The 17,397-nt window shown below is 47.0% G+C and carries 12 protein-coding genes, 3 tRNA genes and 1 riboswitch; of the genes, 1 reads left to right on the forward strand and 14 read right to left on the reverse strand.

Annotated features, from left to right (window positions below; all coding sequences use genetic code 11):
- Positions 1-74: 74 nt before the first annotated feature.
- A complete protein-coding gene (gene hcp / locus LQE92_RS11510) occupies positions 75-1,685 on the reverse strand; it encodes a hydroxylamine reductase (RefSeq protein ID WP_231063121.1) in 1,611 nt (536 codons plus the stop codon).
- 22 nt (positions 1,686-1,707) lie between these two features.
- Positions 1,708-2,313: an ATP-binding protein gene (locus tag LQE92_RS11515; protein WP_231063103.1), complete on the reverse strand. Its 606-nt coding sequence runs from the start codon at positions 2,311-2,313 to the stop codon at positions 1,708-1,710.
- Positions 2,314-2,421: 108 nt separating this feature from the next.
- Between LQE92_RS11515 and LQE92_RS11520 the strand changes: the two genes are divergently transcribed.
- Positions 2,422-3,078: a Crp/Fnr family transcriptional regulator gene (locus LQE92_RS11520; protein ID WP_231063104.1), complete on the forward strand. Its 657-nt coding sequence runs from the start codon at positions 2,422-2,424 to the stop codon at positions 3,076-3,078.
- Positions 3,079-3,088: 10 nt separating this feature from the next.
- Here the strand turns inward: LQE92_RS11520 and LQE92_RS11525 are convergent, their stop codons facing one another.
- The 12 genes from LQE92_RS11525 to LQE92_RS11580 all read right to left on the reverse strand — a co-directional run bounded on the left by LQE92_RS11525 (position 3,089) and on the right by LQE92_RS11580 (position 17,352).
- Complete coding sequence (locus tag LQE92_RS11525) at positions 3,089-3,712, reverse strand: GTP pyrophosphokinase (protein WP_231063105.1); 624 nt, start codon at positions 3,710-3,712, stop codon at positions 3,089-3,091.
- A 191-nt stretch (positions 3,713-3,903) separates the two neighbouring features.
- Positions 3,904-9,441 carry a leucine-rich repeat domain-containing protein gene (locus tag LQE92_RS11530; protein WP_231063106.1) on the reverse strand — a complete coding sequence of 1,846 codons (5,538 nt, stop codon included), beginning with the start codon at positions 9,439-9,441 and terminating at the stop codon, positions 3,904-3,906.
- Positions 9,442-9,485: 44 nt separating this feature from the next.
- Complete coding sequence (locus tag LQE92_RS11535; RefSeq protein ID WP_231063107.1) at positions 9,486-10,244, reverse strand: hypothetical protein; 759 nt, start codon at positions 10,242-10,244, stop codon at positions 9,486-9,488.
- A 16-nt stretch (positions 10,245-10,260) separates the two neighbouring features.
- Positions 10,261-10,812 carry a hypothetical protein gene (locus LQE92_RS11540; protein WP_231063108.1) on the reverse strand — a complete coding sequence of 184 codons (552 nt, stop codon included), beginning with the start codon at positions 10,810-10,812 and terminating at the stop codon, positions 10,261-10,263.
- A 28-nt stretch (positions 10,813-10,840) separates the two neighbouring features.
- Positions 10,841-12,514: a carboxypeptidase regulatory-like domain-containing protein gene (locus LQE92_RS11545; protein WP_231063109.1), complete on the reverse strand. Its 1,674-nt coding sequence runs from the start codon at positions 12,512-12,514 to the stop codon at positions 10,841-10,843.
- Positions 12,515-12,638: 124 nt separating this feature from the next.
- Positions 12,639-13,205, reverse strand: a complete 567-nt coding sequence (locus LQE92_RS11550) for a hypothetical protein (protein ID WP_231063110.1) — start codon at positions 13,203-13,205, stop codon at positions 12,639-12,641.
- Positions 13,206-13,377: 172 nt separating this feature from the next.
- Positions 13,378-14,067 (reverse strand): signal peptidase I, encoded by a 690-nt coding sequence (locus tag LQE92_RS11555; protein WP_231063111.1) that lies wholly within the window; start codon positions 14,065-14,067, stop codon positions 13,378-13,380.
- An 80-nt stretch (positions 14,068-14,147) separates the two neighbouring features.
- A riboswitch (cyclic di-GMP riboswitch) is annotated at positions 14,148-14,243 on the reverse strand.
- A gap of 79 nt (positions 14,244-14,322) precedes the next feature.
- Positions 14,323-15,117 (reverse strand): response regulator, encoded by a 795-nt coding sequence (locus tag LQE92_RS11560; protein WP_231063112.1) that lies wholly within the window; start codon positions 15,115-15,117, stop codon positions 14,323-14,325.
- Positions 15,098-16,888 (reverse strand): sensor histidine kinase, encoded by a 1,791-nt coding sequence (locus tag LQE92_RS11565; RefSeq protein ID WP_231063113.1) that lies wholly within the window; start codon positions 16,886-16,888, stop codon positions 15,098-15,100. Before LQE92_RS11565 ends, LQE92_RS11560 begins: the two co-directional genes overlap by 20 nt.
- A gap of 203 nt (positions 16,889-17,091) precedes the next feature.
- Positions 17,092-17,162: transfer RNA gene (locus tag LQE92_RS11570), tRNA-Cys, on the reverse strand.
- Between the two features lie 13 nt (positions 17,163-17,175).
- Positions 17,176-17,247 (reverse strand) — tRNA-Glu (locus LQE92_RS11575).
- Between the two features lie 33 nt (positions 17,248-17,280).
- Positions 17,281-17,352 (reverse strand) — tRNA-Asn (locus LQE92_RS11580).
- Positions 17,353-17,397 lie beyond the last annotated feature (45 nt).

Genomic DNA, 17,397 nt, shown 5'->3' on the forward strand with positions numbered 1-17,397 from the left:
AATCATACTACATTTTGTCGCACTTCAAAATGATAGCACAATATGTAGTATTACGCAAGAGGTGTTTTAATACATTACTGCAAAATCTGCTTAAGATCCTCTTCCGGCGTGCTGATCAGACGAATATCATAGTTCTCAGTCAAAAAGTTTAAAACATTTTCAGACAAAAAAGCGGGAAGGGTAGGCCCCAGATAAATCTTCTTCATTCCCAGGTACAAAAGAGAAAGCAAAATACAGACGGCTTTCTGCTCGTACCAGGAAAGAACCAAGGTTAACGGCAGATCATTTAAACCGCATCCAAAAGCATCTGCCAAAGCGGCGGCTACCCGGACGGCGCCATACGCGTCGTTGCATTGTCCCATATCCATAAGACGGGGAAGGCCGTCTGTCTCTCCTCCTATTGTACCCAAATTCAAGTCATTAAACCGGAATTTCCCACAGGCCAGAGTCAGTATCACCGAGTCCTCCGGTGTCTTCTTCACAAATTCCGTATAATAATTTCTCCCTGTCCTGGCTCCGTCGCATCCTCCTACCAGGAAAAAATGCCGTATGGCTCCTGACTTTACGGCTTCCACCACCTTATCTGCCACGGACAGGATCGTTCCGTGGCCAAATCCGGTAGTTATCTCATTTCCTCCATTTATACCTGTGAATTCCTTTGATTCCTTATAGCCACCCAGCTCAAGAGCTTTTTTGATCAGAGGTGTGAAATCCTTTTCCCCGTTTTCTGCTTCTCCTTCTCCAATATGAATCATTCCGGGATAGGATACCACGCCTGTGGTAAAGACTCTGTCAGAATAAGACGCGCGTACCGGCATCAGACAATTGGTCGTAAACAATACCGGCGCGGGGATATCTGCGAATTCTTTCTGCTGATTCTGCCATGCGGTACCAAAATGTCCTTTTAAATGTCCATATTTTCTGAGTTCCGGATAGGCATGGGCCGGAAGCAGCTCTCCGTGGGTATAAATATTGATGCCTTTCCCCTCCGTCGCCTCCAGAAGTTGTTTTAAGTCATAAAGGTCATGTCCGGATACCACGATAAACGGCCCGGCTTCCACGAAAAGCGGGACAGACACCGGCGCCGGCACTCCAAAGGTATCTGTGTTTGCCTTATCCAGAAGCTCCATACATTTCAGATTTACTTCCCCGGTCTCCATCACCAGAGGCAGGAGCTCTTCCATCGTTTTTTCCTGTCCCACCGCAAATAATCCCTTATAGAAAAACCGGCTGACCGTCTCCTCCTCATACCCCAGGACCATGGCATGATAAGCATAAGCCGCCATTCCCTTAAGGCCAAATAAAAGAAGCGATTTCAAAGAGCGGATATCCTCCTCTTCCTGCCATAAATCTTTCATGTTATAATCATCGTTTCGTCCGCAGACAGAAGCACACCCACCACATCCTGGGACCATCCGTTCTTTTTCTTCATGGGCTCGGCTGATCAGTTCTTTTAATGCCTTCTCATCGAAATTGACATTGGTAAGCGTAGCAAACAATCCCTCCATCATCACTCTGTCTGTACGCTTCGTGGGCTCATTTCCATTCGCTGCTCTGGACAGTCCAATGAGCGCACCGATCAGTTCATCCTGCAGCCCCGCTGTATCCGCTGTCTTCCCGCATACTCCTGTACTTCCAGAGCATCCCGTACACCCTGCCGTCTGTTCACACTGATAACAAAACATCTGATTTTCTTTCGTTTTCATCTCACCCATTTTCTTTTCCTTCCTTTATGCTTTTTATTTTTCCATCTAAGCCGATCGTGACCACTTGCCAGGGAAGATTTGCTCCGCTTTGCGTGAACGACTTTTCTACGGCCCGTTCCAATCCTCCGCAGCAGGGAACTTCCATCCGGATAATCTGGATACTCTTTATTTTGTTTTCCCGGAGAATCCCGGTCAGCTTATCCGAATAGTCCTCCCTGTCCAATTTGGGACATCCGATCAAGACCCGCCGGCCCTTCACAAAATCCCAATAGAATCTTTCATATCGAAATGCTGTACAGTCAGCAGCTATCAAAAGCTCCGCTCCGTCATAACAGGACGCCTGGACCGGCGCCAGCTTAATCTGCACCGGCCAAGGGTTCTCTGTATTATCAGTTTCCTTACAAAAAGCCGCCGTTTCCTTTTCCACGAAACGAATTGCCTGAGTCGGACAAGCCGGAAGGCAGTCACCAAGTCCGTCGCAATAATCTTCCCGCAGGAGCTTAGCCTTTCCGTCTGCCATCCCAATCGCCCCTTCGTGACATGCTTCCGCACAGATCCCGCAGCCATTACATTTATTTTCGTCTATCTGAATTATTTTTCTTATCATTGTTTCCTCCTTCATCACACTTATTTGTTGGAAGCCTTGACTTTGTACTATGAGTATAATAAAATAAATCCAACATGTCTGTTGGATTTACAACGAAAGAAGGTATATATGAATTTTCATCTGCCGTCTGATTCTGATCTGTTTCAGGGGATTTCCTTGGAGGAGGCTGAATCCATGCTCGGATGTCTCTCCCCTGTACTGAAAAAATTTGAAAAAGAAGAATACGTCTTTTACGCTGGTTCCACGATACGCACAGCCGGTCTTATCCTTGAAGGGGCGGTCCATATTATAAAAGAGGACTTATGGGGCAACAAAAGAATAATGGAAACAGCCGGTCCCGGCCAGCTGTTCGGCGAAGCATACGCCTGTATGCAGTCGGAAGCTCTGTTGATCAGCGTAGTCACTGCCAAAAAGTCTAAGATTTTGTTCTTGGATATCAACCGAATCCTAACCACCTGCCCCACCGCCTGTGCCTTCCACACTCGGCTGATCCGGAATCTCCTCTCCGTCATGGCAGAAAAAAATCTGTTTCTGACCAGAAAGCTGGATCACATCACCCAGAAATCCACCCGGGAAAAAGTCCTGGCTTATTTGTCATTCCAGGCTTCCTCACACCATACCCGTACTTTCACCATCCCTTTCAACCGTCAGCAGCTGGCGGACTATCTCTCCGTGGAACGAAGCGCTCTGTCCGCAGAGCTTTCTAAAATGCAGGCCGACGGACTGATCCAATATCATAAAAATGAATTCACGGTACTGTCGTGAGGTCTCCCCGCTATTCCCCTTTTCCATCTGCAAACCTCTCGATCTCTTCATTATTCAGCCGTTCAAAACCTTTCTCCATCTCTCCTAAAAGCTCTGCGTACTGCTTCAGCATAGCCTGTATTTCCTGCTTGCCTCTCCTCTCCTGTTTGTAACAGACCCGATGCTCCATACTCGCCCAAAAGTCCATACTGATCGTCCTGATCTGAACCTCTACCGGATAATACTCTGTGCGTTCCATATAATACACGGGAATTCCCAATATAATATGGTAGCTGCGGTAGCCGTTGGATTTCGGAGTCTTAATATAATTCCGCTCCTGGATCACGATCAGATCCCTCTGTCCCTTCAGATTATCCACCAGCTGCTCCACGTCTCTCACAAAATAGCAAATAACCCGAATACCAGCTATATCCCGCAGATTTTCTTTGGCAGCAGTGAAACTGCCGTTCATCCCTTTTCTTTCCAGCTTATTTTCTATGCTCTGCTTCTTTTTTATCCTGAACTGTATATTATGAATCGGCTTGGGGACATCCGTGCTGTATATGGAATGATTCAGCACGTCAAGTCTGGCCATTAATAAATTCAGCGCATCCTGGTAAGGAACGATGAGTTCGTAATACTGCTCGTTTGTCATCTGACGCTCTCCCTTCCGCGTTCTGTATCTTTTTAAGAATACTACAAAATTATAAAGGGACCGTGAACTTTCTCCAAAAGATTTCTTAATTTCTATTTTTATCCGTCGCCAGGGCAGCCCTCTACAGACAGAAAAGCGGCCCCGGTACAGGGCCGCTTTTACATATGCATTAATATTGTTTCTGGAACCAGTCAGGACTGTTTCCCGTGAACAATAATATTATACGGTATCGTCTGATTTCCCAGAACAAAATTAATACGGTATGTTCCTGCTTCCACATTCATCGGCACTGTAATCAAAATGCTCTGTGTTCCGAATATCCCTGACGTCTCCCCAGCGCCGGTAATAACCCAGCCGGCGGCTTCCCCGGCCTCCTCGTAAGTTCCGCCGTTCTTTTTCTGTATGCCTACGGTCAGCGCGGCGTTATCTGTGCCCGAAACCATATATTCTGCAGAAAAACTTAGTGTCTTACCCGCTTCTGTCATGCGGCTTCCTTCCGACAGCGATATTCCAAGGCTATATGACGCATTGCCGGAAACCGTATATACTGTCTGGGATATGACATCCGTAACTCTTATTCCTCCTGCCTGGATCCCCACAGGAAAAACCCGGGCCTCCAGTTTATGTTCTCCCGGCTCCAGTCCCGCAGTACCGGCAGTGTTCATCACAATCGTATGAGAAGCTGTATTTTGTAATATCAGATATACTTTGCCATCCACCGGATAATAGTTCTCGCCGCCGTATTCAAATACCGTCCCTTCCGGAAATCCCTTTCCATCACCGTCAGACAGCACCACTGCCATCCTTTCAGAAAATCTGGTATCATTCCCCGCAGACACATCCAGATTAAATATATGCCCGCCGCGGGACAGTCCGTTTCCTCCTGTAAGAGCCGCCGATGCTTTTGAACCTCCCATGGTAAAATCTGCCCCTATGGAGTCTGCTCCCTTTTCACTTTTCAGACGCAGACTGTAATCGCCGGCTGGCATCATGGCAGAGTCCGAAAAATCGACAATAATCCGAATCTCGCCGCTGCTGACATTATTAAATGGCGTCTCTTTCCACATTTCTCTGAATTCGGATAAACGAATCCTATTCTTCTCTTCCTTTCCAGTGAGCTGATAGCTGTAAAAGCTGTTTCCCCTGAGCAAGGTCAGCTTAGTTCCAACAGGAAGCTCACTTGCACCGCCATTTCCTGTTTCCAGCTCCAGCCATAAATCGGAGGACTGCTCCGTGGCCTCAGTCAACAAGGTATACTTAGCAGTAACAGAACCTCCGTCATCAACTGATGAGCCGGCGGCTGATGATCCATTATACCCTTTCCCCTGCATAAGCTCTACCGCCGATACGATAGAATCCATCCAGCGGATGCAGAGTGTAATGGTAAAATCTGTATTATTGCTTCCATCATGTAATGTAAGGGCTATTCTCTCTTCTTCTTTCGCTTCAGCAAACCCTTTCGCGTTATACATGGTAAAAATAATTCCCGCCTCAAAGCGGCTGTCTGTCGATCCTATGGCAATGCTGCCTCCAGTGAAATCCTTTAAATCATATGCAGATTCCATCAGTCCGCTGCTCCAGCCCTTTCCCTGTTCCGGCAGCATCGTTACCGCAAACTGCTCTCCGGCGAGAGTATCACTGTATCTTGAAAGGGAACTGTCGGCGGCTGTCTCAACGCCTGTCAGGCTCAGCTCACGTCCGGCACCAGCAGGTATGATCAGTTTGGCGATGTAATTTCCGTTCTGCGTGGCATAAAGATCCAATGTCTGGTCAAAAAGTCTGCTTGCTCTCGTAATAATTTCCACCTCTATTGTGGTGGTCTCCTGCTCTATGCCATCTTGAACACGCACCATTTCCACCTTCACAGGGCCTAAGTCCTGGCTGGATGTTATCCCGTTATTCTTATACGTGAGGTAAAAGTTGATTTTAGGGGCCGTGTTTCCAGTATAGGTCACTTTCTGCCCGATAATACTGTTCACTCCTCCCGTCTGTGCCGACTGTGCGGAGATTACTTTGCCTCCAGCCTTCTTTCCATCTTCCTGAAAGCCGCTTCCAAACTCCATATACATTCCAAATGTAGACAAAGGGCGTCTGTCAATGGCCGTCTTTTGTTCCGCCTCGTCAATTTCTGTACCCTCAGACTGGTTTGCTTCTGACAGTGCCCATGACCCGGATAAACCGGATTTCGCCGCATCCACCAGGGTAATCCCACCCGGAAGAGTAACGCTCTTGATCGTATACTCGTCTCCGGCTTCCGCTTCTGGCAGTTCAATTTCCCCTCCGACTACAGAATAGCCATCTATACCATAACCCTCGTCTCCAGAATCCAGCTCTTTTGCAGTTAGCACCGCTTCTCTTGCCGCGCCTGCCTGCTCCCCCGCAATTCTCCAATACCGATACTCTGTCCCGACTTCTATATAATCCATTGCCGCAGTATCATGAGGTGCCACGAATCCTCCGTCGCTGTCCAGAATACGGGCATAGGCATAGGCTACTGCCGTGTTGTCTGCCGCCATATAAGTATATCCCTGGACACCCCCAAAGATTTCTGAACCGTCCCCGCCGGTATAAGCAATCCGGAATACCGTTCCAGAGGAAAAGAGAATGGTATTTTCCATTTCCGCATCAAGACCAGAGGCCGTCAGACTGTTCAGACCAACTTCGTTTCCGCTGTTATCCACACTTTTATAATTTGCAATCTCCAGTACAGAGGAATTGAGCACCAGCGTGCTGCCTCCCTGAAGGATCAGTCCATTACCCAGAGGCTCCAGCGCCGCTGAATCACCATGGTCGCCAATCCGGTTAAGAGAATATTTAGCCGTCTGATCCGCATTGGCCACATCCGACTGTCCCGTAAGCTTCACATGAGAATCTTTAAGAATTACCCTGTCCGCCCGCTGAATCGCCGCCAGTACACGGGTTGCACCATTAGTAGTCCCATCTTCTGCAGCCGTCCGTTTTCCATAACCGTCCAATGTGACGATACGGCTGCTTCCAGCATCACAGGTGGCTCCGCTGCCAAATACTCCTCCCGCAATATCCATCTCCGGTCCGCCGCCTCCTCCCGTATCATATCCCTCCCCTGCAATATACACATGTGAGGTTCCCGAAACGGTTATGGTATTATAATCCGCATTTCCATAATCGCCGCCGGCATATGCGGAGCCATTTATGGATAATACGGATGCAGGCAGGAGCGGCTGTTCCTCTCGGTGACTGCCGTAATATTTACACTCGTCTAGTGCCTCTACGCCGATATGCAGATGAGTGGAACCGTTCACCTTTCCCTGATAACCTCCTCCAAACACGTTCCCTTTCACAGTGCCTCCGGTAAGGTTGACAAATATCAAGTCCGCCACAGCGCCTTCCGGCCCGTTATCGCTCTGTTCACTTCCCCCATAAAGGCTGCCTTCAACTGCCCCGCCCGACATATTTATAGTGGACTGTCCCATGACCAACGTTTTTCCTTCTATTCCCAAAGCTCCGCCATACACATTATGGTTCACCGTTCCCCCAGAGATGTTTACTTCCGTTTTTCCGGCCACGCTCCCTCTTTCCCCGCCTCCATATACATTTCCATATATGCTGCCTCCTGAAAGGGTCACGGATGTATCCGAATTCACAGTCGCAAACTGCCCTCCGCCAAATACATTTCCCTGAACGGTCCCTCCGCCCACAGAAATCGTAACGTTAGAGCCTGCTCTAACTCCTGCACAGTTCTCATACCCGGTTTTATCTATTCCAGCGCCTCCGCCATAAATATTCCCTGTCACAATCCCTCCGGAAACCTCTATAACTACGTTTCCTTCAAGATATGCATTTCCCTTTGCCCCTTCATCCGTATAAGGGTTATCAGATGCATCTTTATATCCCTGCCCGCTTGCATAAATATTTCCTATTTCCGTAGATGTTCCGCTGACGCGAATCTGCGCATTGCCTGTCAGACTTCCCATTTTTGCCTGAACATCCGTTCCAATGCCGCTCGCATTTGAATTCAATGCACCGTCGCCTCCTCGGCCAGCTGCATAAATATTCTTTACTTTTCCGCCTGTTATGGATATATCCACATCCAGGGAACCCTCTGCCCCATTTGGAGTGATATAGGCCGCAGAGCCTGCGCCGTACAGGTTTGTCACAGCCCCCCCGCTGACATTTACAATAAGGTTTCCGCAGTACTCAGGAACACTGGCACTCCTCCCGGAGCCTGCACTATAACAGTTTTCCACAGTTCCTCCGCTGATATTGATTTCCGTTCTTCCCTGGAAGGACGCCTTATTGGAATTATATCCCTGGTTCCCACCAACAATCTGCTGCACTACGCCCCCCTCTATATTAAACTGTACATTCCCATTGAGCACAGAACCGTCGGCAATGCCTCCGAGAATCATACTCACCTTTGCACTGCCTCCTACAACAATCTGAGCTTGATTGATACCGTCCGCGTCGATACTTCCTCCTGCACTCCTGACATAGGAGGCAATCCTCGAAAAAGAACCACTGTAAACGCTGATCTTCCCAACCCGTCTAACACCATCCACTTCAGTAATCTCTGTTCTGCCGGCGCCATACAAATAAAGGCCGTTTGCCGAAACATTATAGCCTATCGTCAGGTCATACCCATTTGCGTAAACATGTGAGATATATTTAAGTGTAATATCGTCAAGCTTTAGAGTATTCCTCAGATTAATCATCACCTGCTCGGCATTGGTTGACGAACCGACAAGGCCGTCAGATGCCGCATTGCCTTTTATTGTAACCGGATTCTGAGGCAGTCCGCTCTGCTCTTCCTCACTTGTCATCTGGTATTGGCCGCAGATAACAATAATATTGTTGTCGGCTGTCCCGCCATCCTCTTTTGCTTTCAGCAGCTTATCTGCGGCTTTCAGAGTCTTAACTGCATTTTCAGGCGCTGTTCCGCCGTTTTTGTCATCCCCGGAAGTTTTGTCCACATAAACCATATTAATTCCGTCTCCTTCAGACGCTCTTAATAAATACGGCTCCGGAAATACTTCCCCGTCTTCTGGCATTCCTGTCTCCAATAAATCGCTTTCGTTCTCTTTCTCAAAATCCTCTGCTGCTTTATAGCCCGCATGGGTTACAGCTGTTAAAAATGACTCATTTTCCACAGTACAAAAATAAGTGCCGGTCTGCCCTTCATGGAAAAGAGTCTCCGGGCTGTCAGCCTGCTGTATATTGATACATTCGTTCCGTACTGTATCGAACCCAGGCGCAGATTCCAGATCTGCACCAGAAAACGCGTATTCGCCATAGCCGCCGATACTCCCCGGCAGATTTAGTTCTCCTCTCAGATTTCCAAGCCCATAGAATAAGAAGGCACCGATATATGTAATTCCGTCTTCAATGACCAGGCTTCTGGCACTTTCCGCCCAAGACAAAAATGGAGCCGTCTCTTCAGTAAAGTCTCTTGTCCTGCCCTTTCCCGATAATGTCAGGATACCCCCTGAAAGCGTTGCCGAAACGGTTTCACCCACCTGGATTTCCGTTTGAGCCGATTCAACACTTTCTTTCTCCTGAGTCTTAGTTGAAGTTCCCGTTTCCTTCTCTTCTGTGTGAATTATTCCGGCATCATCCTCAGAAGCTAAAATAAACAGGGAACCCAGGTTCGGCCCGCACACTATCAGACAGATCCCAAGCAGTAAAGCTAAGACCCGCCTTGCTTTGAATCCCCTTTTCCGATTCCTGCTCCTTTTCCGACCCTCTATATCCATAGCAGCTCCTCCCGTATCTGCACCTGTACACCCATCTCTGTTTATTATGGCGTTTTAATGATTGTGATCTCATCCCCGAGGGCGCCGTCGCCTCCGTCTCCCAGTGTTATGCCCATATCCGTTTTTAACAGTACGAGTGAATAAACCCCCGAGTCTGCAAATGTATACCGATATTTGCCGCCGACGTATGTTACATGGCTGTCGGTAGCGTCTGGTACCACTCCCTCCGGCAGATTGATCCTCACGGTATTCCCGCTGACATCCTCTTTACAGGTCATAGTCAGCACCGCCGCCCTATTTCCTGCTTTATCTTCCAGAAAATAACTGCTCCCTGCACTGGGATCAAACTGTGCGCGCAGTGTTTTTTCATAAGGAGATGTGGTCTTTACCTGGACGATGACGGCATTGCTGTCATCTGAAGGCGTTATGAAAATCTTCTCGCTGCTTCCAGTGCCTCCTCCTGCCAAGGTACCTCCCCTTCTATCTGCTGATCCTCCCGTGACCGTTACCTCATAATCAATATCTACAGGTGTTATCCGCTTAGAATCTGCAAAATTATAAATCTCAATACTAACTTTTCCCGACTGAGAATCATATGTATACCTGGCGTCATCCGACGTCTCTCTCAGCAAATCACTGAAAAAATAGAACTCCCCGGCTGAAATAATCCCGCTTTGACTGCTTTTCCGTACAAAGCGGGCCGCCACAAGCCCCGCACAAAGAAGCACAACCAAGGCGGATAAAATTATCCCCCCCGGAAGCTTGCTGCCCTTTTTGAAAAATCCCTTTTGAGGTTTTCTCATATTCCCTGCCCCTTCCTCATTCAACGGATGGTTCAGACTGATATGCTTCCACCTGCAGTGTAATCATATCAATTTCATCTGCATATTCCGTACTGGTTTCGCTCTTTGGCCACTGGACTTCCAAAGTATACATATGACTGGTTTCTGTCGTATGCGGAAGGATTCCTCCCTCCGCAGTACCGCTCCCTCCCGTCATGACGATCTTTCCTTCATTAACCAGCTTACCGCTGCCAGCCGGATTGCTGCTGCCTCCAGACAAAGTAAAAGTAAGCGGCAGATTATCCGTAGTCTTAACCGAAATCGAATATCCCTGCGTCACCTGGCTGACTTGTGAGTCCTTAGCATTGACTACTTTAAACTGATATGTTTTCGTCGCGCCAGGATTTATCCCGCTCACATCTATGGCGATCGGAATACTCCCCAGCTCTGACGCAGCGATTTCTGCCACTGCGTCTCCTTCTGCTGTCGAATAGAACCTGGAATAGGTCACCGCCGTCACCAGAAAAACGGATGCCGTCATCATCATCAGATAGGCAATTATTCTTGTCTTCGTCAGGTTTTTCTTCATTCCGCGGTCCCCCTTTCCTGATTTATGCCTATTTCTGTATTACCTGCTCTGCATAGATGGACAGCTCCACTATATATGGCTGTTCTGCATTCAGGCCTGCGTTTGTATCCTCTTCGTCCCTGCCGCCTTCGTACATCCATTCCCACTCCAGATAATAGATAACACTTTCTTTAGCTTTCAGCCTTACTGTTTTACTTTCAGCCGTATCCTTTTCCTGCGTGCTCCACCAATCTGTGAGCGGCGTTCCACCCTTTTTATTTTCTACTATGCGGAAACGCATGGGGATATGAAGTTCTCCTTCACGGACAGATAGTGAAAAATCAATATCAAAACCATTCCCATTTTTAAGTTCAAACGGATAATATCCCTTAGTTCCCGGAACAATTTTTCCATTAATGTCACCAGTCCGGTCAGCAAAGAGACTGAGACTCGCTCCTTGTGTCCAGCTGACGCCAAAATCGGGGATTTCTCCAGTCGGCCCGGTATCTTCTGTAGTGTCCGATGTCTCCGTCATATCCGTCGTCTCTGTGGCATCCGATGTCTCCGTCACATCCGGTGCCTCTGTGACGCCCGGCTTTTCTGTGGCAGCCGTAGATCCTGAAGTTCCCAGCGTCTCCTCAGCATCCGGTTCTGCCGGGCTGCCGGACTCCTCAGGGCTATCCGCTTTAGAAGTATTTTTTTCCAGAGACTCTGTTCCAGTTCCCGGCGTCCCACCGGAATTTTCCTGTGGCAGGGAAAAGGCCGGCTCAGATGCATTGATTTCTCCTGTGGACTCGCTTTCTTCCCCAATGGGAATCACTCGATTATCCTCCAATATGATAATGCCGCCGGTCCCCGGCCCTATCCTCTCACCGCCAGGGGTCGTTACAATTGTTTCTCCCCCTGTTGAGATCGTCAGACCATTAAACAGTTTAATGCTCCCATCGTTTAAAATGACCGTTCCATCTGCCAGTGACGTCCCGCCATCAGGATATATAACCTCTTCTTTCGGAGTAATGACTGCAATTCCCAGCTTACCGTCGCTGCTGGGAGTTATAATCGTACCGTCCGGAATAATTACAGACCCTCCCGGCGTAATCACTGTCCCTTCAGTACTGTAAGCAGCGCCGGCAGGAGTTACTATCTTTCCGCTTCCCGTAACATATGTGAAATCACTCTCATTTATATATAAAGCCTTAGACTCCTCATCAATTTCAATTACCACTTCCAGGAGCCGGATATCGTCTGATGCACTGATTATATATGCTCCGTCTTCCTGCAGGCCAATTTTAACCCCCTCCATCTCAGGCGAAGATTTAAGATTTACCTGACGCTCAGCCACTGTTTCTCCAGCATCGTTCATCAGACTGACTGTATGTTCTCCTTTTTCTACCTGGAAAAACGCAAAACGTCCTTCTTTATCTATCCTCGTTTCTTTTGGTTCACTATGCAGGAGAATTGCTCCGTCCTCATAAGGCCGGCCGTCTGAAAACGCAACTTGGCCCGTAAGGTAAAAGAGCCGTTCTTCCTTTTCCGGCGCCAGCAGAATCGTATCAATAAGCTGTCCGGAGAAATCAGGCATTGTACTTTTACCCAATATATATCCGGCAATACACGACGAAACAAGCGCCGCCAGTATCAACAGCGCTAATAAAAACAGCCGTCTTTTTTTATTTTTCTGCGCCCCCTGTAAAGGAAGATTTGTAAACATATTATCTGCCACAGGCCAGCCTCCTTTAATTCGTCTCAGCTCAGCTATCGATAAAAGGCAATTTTGCAACCGCCCTTTATCCAGAGCTGAGCGCTCTGGCTGTTCTGCCCGGACACAGCAGGCAGAATCAATAATGTCAGCTTGCGGCAGGAGCCTTCTGTGTACCAGTAACCGTAATTTTAAATGTCATACTGCCTGTTTCCGTGTTGTCCGTGGTTCCAGCATTGTCGGCGGAATAATCCCATTTCCAGAATACTGTTTTTGTAACCGGCGTGCCGACCGCATCAACTGCAATCGTACCATTCAGCCCATCATACGCGGCCAAATCCGGAATCTTCGTTCCATAAGCAGCATCGGAATAAAATTCTAAATTGGCCGGTTTATTCTGCAGCTCACTAAACGCAATCGTATAATCGATTGCCACATCGCTGCCCTTCCCATCTACCTTAATATCAAACTTTCCTTCGCTCCCCGGAGCTATCTTTCCCTCTGCTACATTTACTTTTTTAGTAGAAGTGTCGGATAAATCCACATCAAATTGAGCTGTTGAGCCATTTACCTGAAAGCTCCAGGCGGCTACCTCTGCAGTACCGGTTCCATTTACGCTAGTTGTATATTTGGCAAGCGTACCTCCCAGCAGACAGGTGGTGACCAATGTCAATACGGCGGCTGCCGCTGCCAGCCGCCCTGTAAATTTTCTCATAATTATCCCTCTCTTTCCTCATAATTATTCAGGAAACATTCTGCACTGCCAGGCACAGCCCTCGTCCATGCCCGCAGCACTTCTTCCGGATATCTGATCCGATTTTATGTAATGCTCTTTTTTACACTGTGTCTGTAATAGAAGAGCCACCGCATACTATAAAAATATCAATTCAGCCCTTGGCAGCAGGCGAATCCCTCTCCTGCTGCTCCCTCAGGGCTTCTAACTCAGCCTCAAGCTCCGCAGTCCTGTTCTTTTCTTTTTTATCTGACCGTATTCGTCCAAGTAAATCAAGGATAATAAACAATGCAAGCGGACAAACGATAAGCAGAAGCATCCCTGTGGTGCTCTGCATAAATAGAGCGATGTTGCCAATTCCAGCCCAGCGAATCCCTGTATAAACTCCCTGAACCTGTTCCGGCAATACTTCTTTCAGATCTTCTGTATTATTGGCATCGCCCCTGGTAATATAGCTGACACCGCCGTTTTCATTCAGCGTCACTTTTTCGATTCTATGGGTAATCGCTTTCCCGGAAAGCAGATAACATATCACTTCTCCCTCCTTCAGGCCATCTGTATCTTTGGCTTTTTTCACAAAAATCAAATCCCCTGGTGAAAATTCCGGCTCCATAGAGCCAGACAGTACAATTACCGGCTTCATCCCAAATATCCCTGGAATCTCATCCGGATTCATATATGTCCCTGTAATCAGAATTAAATTTATCACAATTACGGGTACGAGCATTATACACAGGACAATGCTGACGACTGTCCCTATTTTGGCGGACCGCTTCGATTTTCCCGCCTTCTTTCCCATCATATCCACTCCCTTGTTATCCTCAGCATCTCTTCTGTCGTCCATCCGAAAATCTTCCCCATCACAGCCTTTGGCTGCAACTAGTAAGCCGGCTGTCTTACGACCAGCCGGCTTATTAGTTTCATAAACGGAGCTGGCTGGCATATTGACTTAGAACATCTGACAAATTAGCCCCTTTAGCTTTGCGTCACTGCTTTTCAGCAGTTTTGCCTTACATATTATGTATTATAACAGAGTCATCCTTACAACTCCCTTACAAATCAATGCAAAAATGAGTTTTAGCATTACTTTACATTTATTCTAAATTTTATCCGCCTTAGTCAGCATCATGGCCACTGCAGGTTCCGCCCAGGAATACTGCTGCATATAGTTCCCTTGGAACAGCTCATGCTTGCCTTCCAAATACCGGTAATAATCGCAGGACAGTCTTTTCGAATGAACACGGCATTTACCGTATTCGACCTCCAGCAGGTCGCTTATTCCTTCCTCCGCCAGAGTTCGGCGCAGACGATACGATACCACATTATAATACTTTTTGCCTTTTTCTTCATCCCGTTCTCCAAAAATATCATAGACGATCTGCCCGGTTGCCACCCATTTCCCCTCGCAGTGTACCAGATAGGCAAGTAATTCCTTTGCCTTTTTATTGGGGAAATTTACGGGATTTCCATCCACAAATAAATCAAAGTCGGGAAAACATCTCGCTTCCACCTTATGAGGCGAGCCTGCCCGCCTGAAACTCTTGCACCGTTCCAATGCATGGATTATATTTGCTTTCCGATAGGGTTTGAGTATATAATCAACCGCCTCCACCTCCCATGCTTCATAGGCGTACTTGGCATATCCGGTAACAAAAACAATCCTAGGGGGATCGGGCATTTTCATAAGCTCCCCTGCCATCGAAATCCCATCGAGTCCCGGCATTTCCACATCAAGAAACAAAATATCTATTTCTCCTCTAAAATTTTGTATATATTCCAGCGCTTCATAAGAATTATTGAATTCTGCTGCGATTTCCACTTCCTCAATAGAAGACAGTAATGTTGCCAGCAGTCTTACAGCTCTTATCTCATCGTCAACTATTATCGCCTTCATGCAGACCCTCCTTTTGATACGGAAGCTTTATCGTCACCTTTGTCCCGCATCCATTTCCACTTTCTATGCTCATCTTTCCCCCCAAAAGCTCTTCGATTCTCATTTTGACGTTATTCAATGCACTAAACCCTTCCGCAGATTTTTCTTCATATGGATCGAATCCCGCCCCATCGTCTTCTGTAATAATAACGACCCATCCATCTTCCCTGTATGCCATCAACTTTACCTTGCTTCCCCCGGGATAACCCCGTACACCATGCTGAACTGCATTTTCAACAATGGGCTGAACAGAAAGTGGCGGAATCATAAAATCCATACACTGGATTTCAGTTTTAAACTCCAGTTCCTCACCAAACCGTACTTTTTGTATTTCCATATAATTTTTTACATTCCGCAGCTCCCGGCTGAATGGAATCAGAGATTCTTCCTCCATAAAATTCATATTGCTTCTAAGAAAATCGGCAAAGGTAACGATTGTATCCGCAGCCTTCTCCGGCGCCGTATAGCATAGCTCCTGAATGGCAAGCAGTGTATTATACAGAAAATGAGGCTTAATCTGGCTGACCATCATTTTGAGCCGGTTTTCTTCCAGCTGGCGAGCAAGAAGCTCCGATTTTCTCATATTTTCTATAGATTCCGAAATGTACCCTGCCACATAAATCAAAATATAAAGCAGCAGCGCTCCCTGCACATATACTCCAGAGCTGTTATATTGGTCCACATAAAATAGCACACCCTCCGTTATTACAGCCAAAATCAGTCCCACCGTACTGAACAGCTTCATAATTTGAATCCTGGATATTTTATTATTCCGCTCTCTTCTTTTCCACTCCTGAATCCATATATAAGAAACAAACCCGATTTCCACAACCAAAACGGCGTGTGTGACCGGCAATGTTTCGATCAAATCCAAAACACCCGATACATCCAGAGAAATATTTATCAGAGCATTGGCAATCGTTATCGCCAGCACAAAATAGTAGCCTTTGTTATATTGGACCTTCAGCCATTGTTTCATATAAAAAAGATAAGCGGCAGCCGCAGACATAAGTATGATACAGGATAGTTTAATCGAATTAAACCATTCGTATTCTATCGGCATCCTCGACTCACCGCATATCCAAATCGAAATCGCTAAAATAAAAATACCAAGGTATATCCCCTTTGAGCTTCCATATCCTCTCCGCATTATCACGAAAGCAGCTATCATGGTTCCGATACCAAATTCCATTAGAAACAGTCCCATGAGAAATTCAGGAAAGTATCGTCTGACAAGATAACTTTGTATTTGAGAATAATTTCCCCATGCAAACGGCCGAGTCTGACCCACATATACTCTGTATGGACATACTTTTTCTATAGTAATCTCCTGGCCGGCCCTGGAAACAGGAATATAAACATTATTCCAGAAACGGTCTGCTTCCTCCTCTATTCCATACTCATATATCAAATCACCATCTGCCCATACCCGCACAGTTTCCATGGCACTCCAAAAGCAAAGAGTCATATCCTGGTCCATATACTCAGGAATCCAATTCTTTAATATAAAAGGGCTTCCAGCTTCTACCGGCATCCTCTTTCCCACCGTAACGGGGATTTCCGTTCCATCCGTTCTTTCCCATGTCCAGCCATCATCGAAAGACAAGACCCCGCCGCTGTTGATTCTCTGATATGCAGTCTCCCTCAGTAATCCGATTCCTAGCAGAAGCATAAAATAAAAAAGCACTGACAGCAAATCCCGTTTCCATTCTGTCCTCTTTTTCTTTCTCATCTGTCACCCCCACATATGATTTAAAAACAACTTTATTATTTCATTATATCATTATTTCCCTTTGCAATCAAAATTAATAGTTCCTGTATTTTTCCGGCCTCAATAGTGTTTTCCGGTAAGAACACTTTGTTTCCCAATAAACTCTAAAAAAACTTTTTAGCAAATAAAAAAACCCGAAAGCAGTTACTTCCGGGTTCTACTAGAGGCGACAGCCGGATTTGAACCGGCGATAGAGGTGTTGCAGACCTTTGCCTTACCACTTGGCTATGTCGCCATATTAAATTAAATGACTCCAAGGGGATTTGAACCCCTGTTACCGCCGTGAAAGGGCGGTGTCTTAACCGCTTGACCATGGAGCCTTATGCTGTTTTAAAACTCCGTGGAGCTTAAAGCTCCCCGAGTAGGGCTCGAACCTACAACAACTCGGTTAACAGCCGAGTGCTCTACCATTGAGCTATCGAGGATCATCTCTGAAGGCTAGTCTGCCCACCTTCCGGGCTTCCCATACC

Origin of the sequence: Lientehia hominis, assembly GCF_021044755.1 — a bacterium.
In the GTDB taxonomy this organism is placed as follows: Bacteria; Bacillota; Clostridia; order Lachnospirales; family Lachnospiraceae; genus Lientehia; species Lientehia hominis.